Source organism: Bradyrhizobium sp. P2_E8 (assembly GCF_056403875.1).
This window is the reverse complement of the sequence record NZ_JBFUES010000704.1, coordinates 1-4,168: the sequence shown is the minus strand read 5'-3', so window position 1 is coordinate 4,168 and position 4,168 is coordinate 1. Positions and strand designations below refer to the sequence as shown.

The 4,168-nt window shown below is 63.4% G+C and carries 4 protein-coding genes and 1 tRNA gene; 1 reads left to right on the top strand and 4 read right to left on the bottom strand.

All coding sequences use genetic code 11. From position 1 onward, the window contains the following. A partial coding sequence (locus tag AC1D00_RS29950; RefSeq protein ID WP_477013150.1) for a putative bifunctional diguanylate cyclase/phosphodiesterase occupies positions 1 to 876 on the top strand: 876 nt, incomplete at its 5' end. 223 nt (positions 877 to 1,099) lie between these two features. On the opposite strand, the gene AC1D00_RS29945 is transcribed toward AC1D00_RS29950, so the two are convergent. The 4 genes from AC1D00_RS29945 to AC1D00_RS29930 form a co-directional block, all read right to left on the bottom strand. Then, positions 1,100 to 1,678: a dihydrofolate reductase family protein gene (locus AC1D00_RS29945; RefSeq protein ID WP_135179060.1), complete on the bottom strand. Its 579-nt coding sequence runs from the start codon at positions 1,676 to 1,678 to the stop codon at positions 1,100 to 1,102. Positions 1,679 to 1,770: 92 nt separating this feature from the next. Next, positions 1,771 to 2,772 (bottom strand): RNA polymerase subunit sigma-70, encoded by a 1,002-nt coding sequence (locus tag AC1D00_RS29940; RefSeq protein ID WP_477013149.1) that lies wholly within the window; start codon positions 2,770 to 2,772, stop codon positions 1,771 to 1,773. 579 nt (positions 2,773 to 3,351) lie between these two features. Continuing rightward, positions 3,352 to 3,491 (bottom strand) — tRNA-Ser (locus AC1D00_RS29935). Between the two features lie 156 nt (positions 3,492 to 3,647). Next, positions 3,648 to 4,168, bottom strand: a 521-nt coding sequence (locus AC1D00_RS29930; protein WP_477013148.1) for a hypothetical protein, incomplete at its 5' end; no start/stop codon positions are given.

Here is a 4,168-nt window from a genome sequence, read left to right as displayed (position 1 = left end):
CGCAATACCTACGCGTTCTTCACTCCGGATCTCGCAGAGGTCGCGCGTGCCCGCCATGCGCTCGAAACCGACCTCGCCCTGGCGATCCGCAATGAAGAGCTCGTCGTCCATTACCAGCCCAAGGTGTCCTGCATGGATGGCCGCATCCTGGGGGTGGAGGCGCTGGCGCGCTGGCATCACCCGAAGGAGGGCGACATTCCTCCTCAGCGCTTCATCAAGATCGCGGAAGAGATCGGCCTCATCATGGAGATCGACCGCTTCGTGCTCAGGCGCGCGCTCGCCGAAATCGGGGGCTTGATCCGGGCCGGCTCGAACCTCGTGCTCGCCGTAAATGTCGCGGCGTCGGAAATCGAAGACCCGCTGTTCATCAGGGATATCATCACGACCGTTCGCGAGGCCGACTTCCCGCCTCCCAAGCTCGAGATCGAGATCACAGAGTCGGTCGCGATGCGCAATCCTGACGTCGTGCGCGAGAGAATAAGCCTGCTCAGGCAATTGGGCATACGCTTCGCAATGGACGATTTCGGGGCCGGCTATTCGAATCTTTCGACGATGGCGAGGCTCCCCTTCGACGCCGTGAAGCTCGATCGCACGCTCGTGGCGGGTGTCGCTGAAGACCGCGAAAAGCAGACGATCCTTCGCCTGGCGCTCGGACTTGCGGACGAATTGGGGTTCGAAACGGTCGTAGAAGGCGTTGAAACGGCAGAAGACCTTCGGTTCGCGGCCGAAAACGGCGCGACCATGGCGCAAGGTTATCTTTTTTCTCCGCCGCTACCGCTCGAAGAGTTCGCCGTCCTGCTCCAGCCGCGCCGTTTGGCGGCGGTCGAAGTGGTGCCCAGGCGAGACGGAGCGGAGCGGCAAGCTGCGATCCGCTGAGGCGTCGGCGTCGACATCAACCTTAGATGCCGATCGGGGATCAAATCGGCACCGATTCGTACGGGAGCTCTGCGATAGTTCGCGGTTTTGTACTGAATGGTGGGAAAATGGCGCGCCACGGCCGATGAAGAGGGGCACTATTGCTTCGCCGTGGCGCTATGATGCAGCAGCCCGCTACGCGGTCCAATTGGCAAGTCTGCGACGGGCTGCGATTTCCACGACATCAAGCGTCGCGAACCCGCTCGTAGACGAGATAGGACAAGCTATCGCCCAGTGCCTCGACCTTGACGCGCACCATCCCCTTCATGTCGGCGGCCTCACCGAACAGGCGCCGGCCTCCGCCCAGCACGACCGGGAAGACCTTCAGGCGCAATTCGTCGGCCAAGTCCTGCGCCCAAAGGGCGTGCACCAACTCGACGCTGCCGATCACCACGATGTCGCCGTTGACCTCGCGTTTCAGCCGCTTGATCTCACCGGCCAACTCGCCCCGCAGCATCGTCGAGTTGCCCCATTTCGGCGTCCCTAGCGTCGAGGACAGGATGTATTTTGGCATGGAGTTCAGTCGATCCGCCCACGGGCCCGTGCGGCCCAGCCAACGCCTGGCGAACCATTCGTCGCTGAGGCGGCCGAGCAGGAGGGCCTTGGCGCTGATGGCCTCCTCCGCCCCGAGTCGGGCCCAGGCCTGACGGTCATTGTCGCCGACCTTGGCGAACCAGCCGCCGAAGCGGAAGCCCTCCTCCCCCGTCGGGTCCTGTACGACGCCGTCGAGCGAGGCGTTTTCGCTGATGACAATTTTTCCCATGTCCGTTCTCCTTTGGCTATCGGTCGGCGAAATCGTCCGCCAGCCGTGAAGACACCGGGGTCTCGGGATACTGGGCGCTCCGCGTTGAAGGTTTAGAGAGCCGGAAGCGATGTCGGCAGGCCGAACCACGGCAACACGAAGCTTTCGAACCGCGTCATGCCGCGAATTCGACCGCCCGCCATTGTCAGGACATAGAACCCTACGCCGGGCCGCCCCGCCGGGGTGCGCAGATAGACGCCGAAGGCCGGCTGACCGTTGGCGCGCGACGGCACGAGATCGAAGCGCCGCCCAGCCCCGAAGATGCTGGCGCTCAGGCGCAGCACTATGTCCCGGCCATGGTATTCGAACGGCATGGGCGGCATGGCCATGAACACGTCGTCCGTGAGCAGGCTGACCAAAGCGTCGACGTCCGCCCTTTCCCATGCTTCGACAAACCGGGTGACGATCGCAGTCTCGGCCGGGGATTGGGCGGCCGGTGGAGGTTCGTGGCCACCGGCCGCCTGCCGCTGTTGAAGGGTGGCACGCGCGCGCTTGAGCGCGCTGTTGACCGCGTCGAGGCTGGCGTCCAACATGCCTGCAACCTCCTCAGCGCTGAACCCAACGACGTCGCGCAGGATGAGCACGGCCAGTTGGCGCGGCGGCAGGCGTTGCAGGCCCGTCACGAAGGCTAGGGAGATGGTGTCGGTCCGCTCGACCCGCGCGTCCGGCGCCGGCGGCCAAGAAACTACACCTCCCATCAGTGCGTCCGGAAACGGATCGAGCCAGACCTCTTCCTCCAGCCGGGTCGGCTCGAGGAATTCGACCCCGGGGATGTCCCAGGCCTTGGTCGGGCGCCGGCTGGCGGCGCGCCGCGCGTTGAGGCAGCGGTTGGTGGCGATCTTGTAGAGCCAGGTGCCTAGTGAGGCGCGTTCTTCGAAGCCGCCCAACCCGCGCCAAGCGGCCAGCAAGGTGTCCTGCAGGATCTCCTCGGCGTCGTGATAGGAGCCCAGCATGCGATAACAGTGCAATTGAAGCGCGCGGCGATAGGGATCGGTCAGCTCGCGGAAGGCGCCGTGGTCCCCGGCCCGGGCTTTCGAGATCAGGTCGGCAGTCATGATGTCTTCCGCTTTGCTATTTGGCGTCCGCCTGACGGCGTTTCGAGATCGTAAAGACACCGCGGGCGCCGCGAACTGGGCAGCCAGTTGGAAAAATTCTTTCGGGGGCGGGCGCGTCCGGATTGCCCCGGCGCTGTGTCCAAACCGGCGGCCCGGATGGTCCGGCACCGCCAAAGGACACACAAGCGATATCGAAGGCCAGCGCCGCTTCGACCGCGAGAGAAGCGCTCGCGACAGCCTGGCGGCCTAGCCGGCCGGCGAGCCCTATCGCTATTTTGGGTCCGGCAGGCCTTCGATTGCGATGATTCGAAACTTTGCGCCGCTCTGTCCGCTCAACAATGACAAAGGCGGGACGGCTTTCCTGTTGGGCGATGGACCGGCTGAGGCCCAACGGCGAAGCGCTCAAAGCGGCCGCCAGCAAAGCTAGGGCGCCCGCATGCAACAAGCTGGTGCGCCCCCTAGAAAGCGGGAAGATTCGATGCGTCCCATCGGGCATTCCGATGACGGATGCACTCAATTCGACTTGACGAGTTTAATCGAAGAATCGGCCGATTTTGGCGGCTATAGCGTATACCGAAATGGCGCGCCCGGAACGATTCGAACGTCCGACCCTCAGATTCGTAGTCTGATCTTCTCGTTGATTTTCTTGCACATTTTTGCAAACCGACGATGTTTTGCGCTCCGCGATATCAATAGTTTACCAGCGTTTTGCAAACCGCTTGGGCGAGCTCGCTCGGCCCCATTGCCGTTGGCCTGCGCGCCGGCGCCGGACAACTCGGGCAGCACGGTGCCGCCGAATTGGAAGCTACCGTCGATCGCGAGCTTTCGGGAGGCGCACATCACCCTGGCGAACGCTCTGTGGTCCGGCCGGCGCTCTAGGGGCTCAAACGCGCCAGCGCCTCGTGGTCCTCTTCTGAAAACGGGTCCACGAACAGCGAAACGACCAGCACCTGAGGCACTTTGCGGTCCAATGTTTTCAGCTCGGCGATTTCCCGCCGCATGGCCGAATTCTTCGCGTCAAAATCGGCCACGGCGGTCTCGCTTGGAACTGCCAGTACGACCACGTCGTATAGCCAAGCCAGTCCATATGCGCGCCCAACCCAGTCGGCGCTCTTAGTGATGTAGTTCTTTGCGTTCGTGTACGGCCCGACAATCAACACTGCTATGCTTGTCGGCTCTCCGTCCTTGGCGGCGAGGACAAAGTCGACGGAAACGCCACCTGGCGACTTGAGGCCTTTCCCGACAACGGAGACGGGCCTGCCTATCAAAAGCTTAACCGCCTCGACGATGCCCGGCTCCGCAGCCGCTGCGTACTCTCGCTCAAAGGCCAAGCCAGTCCGGCCATAAAAGCCCTTTGGCCGGCGGGCTTGCATTTCGTCGGTGATCGAGCGGACGG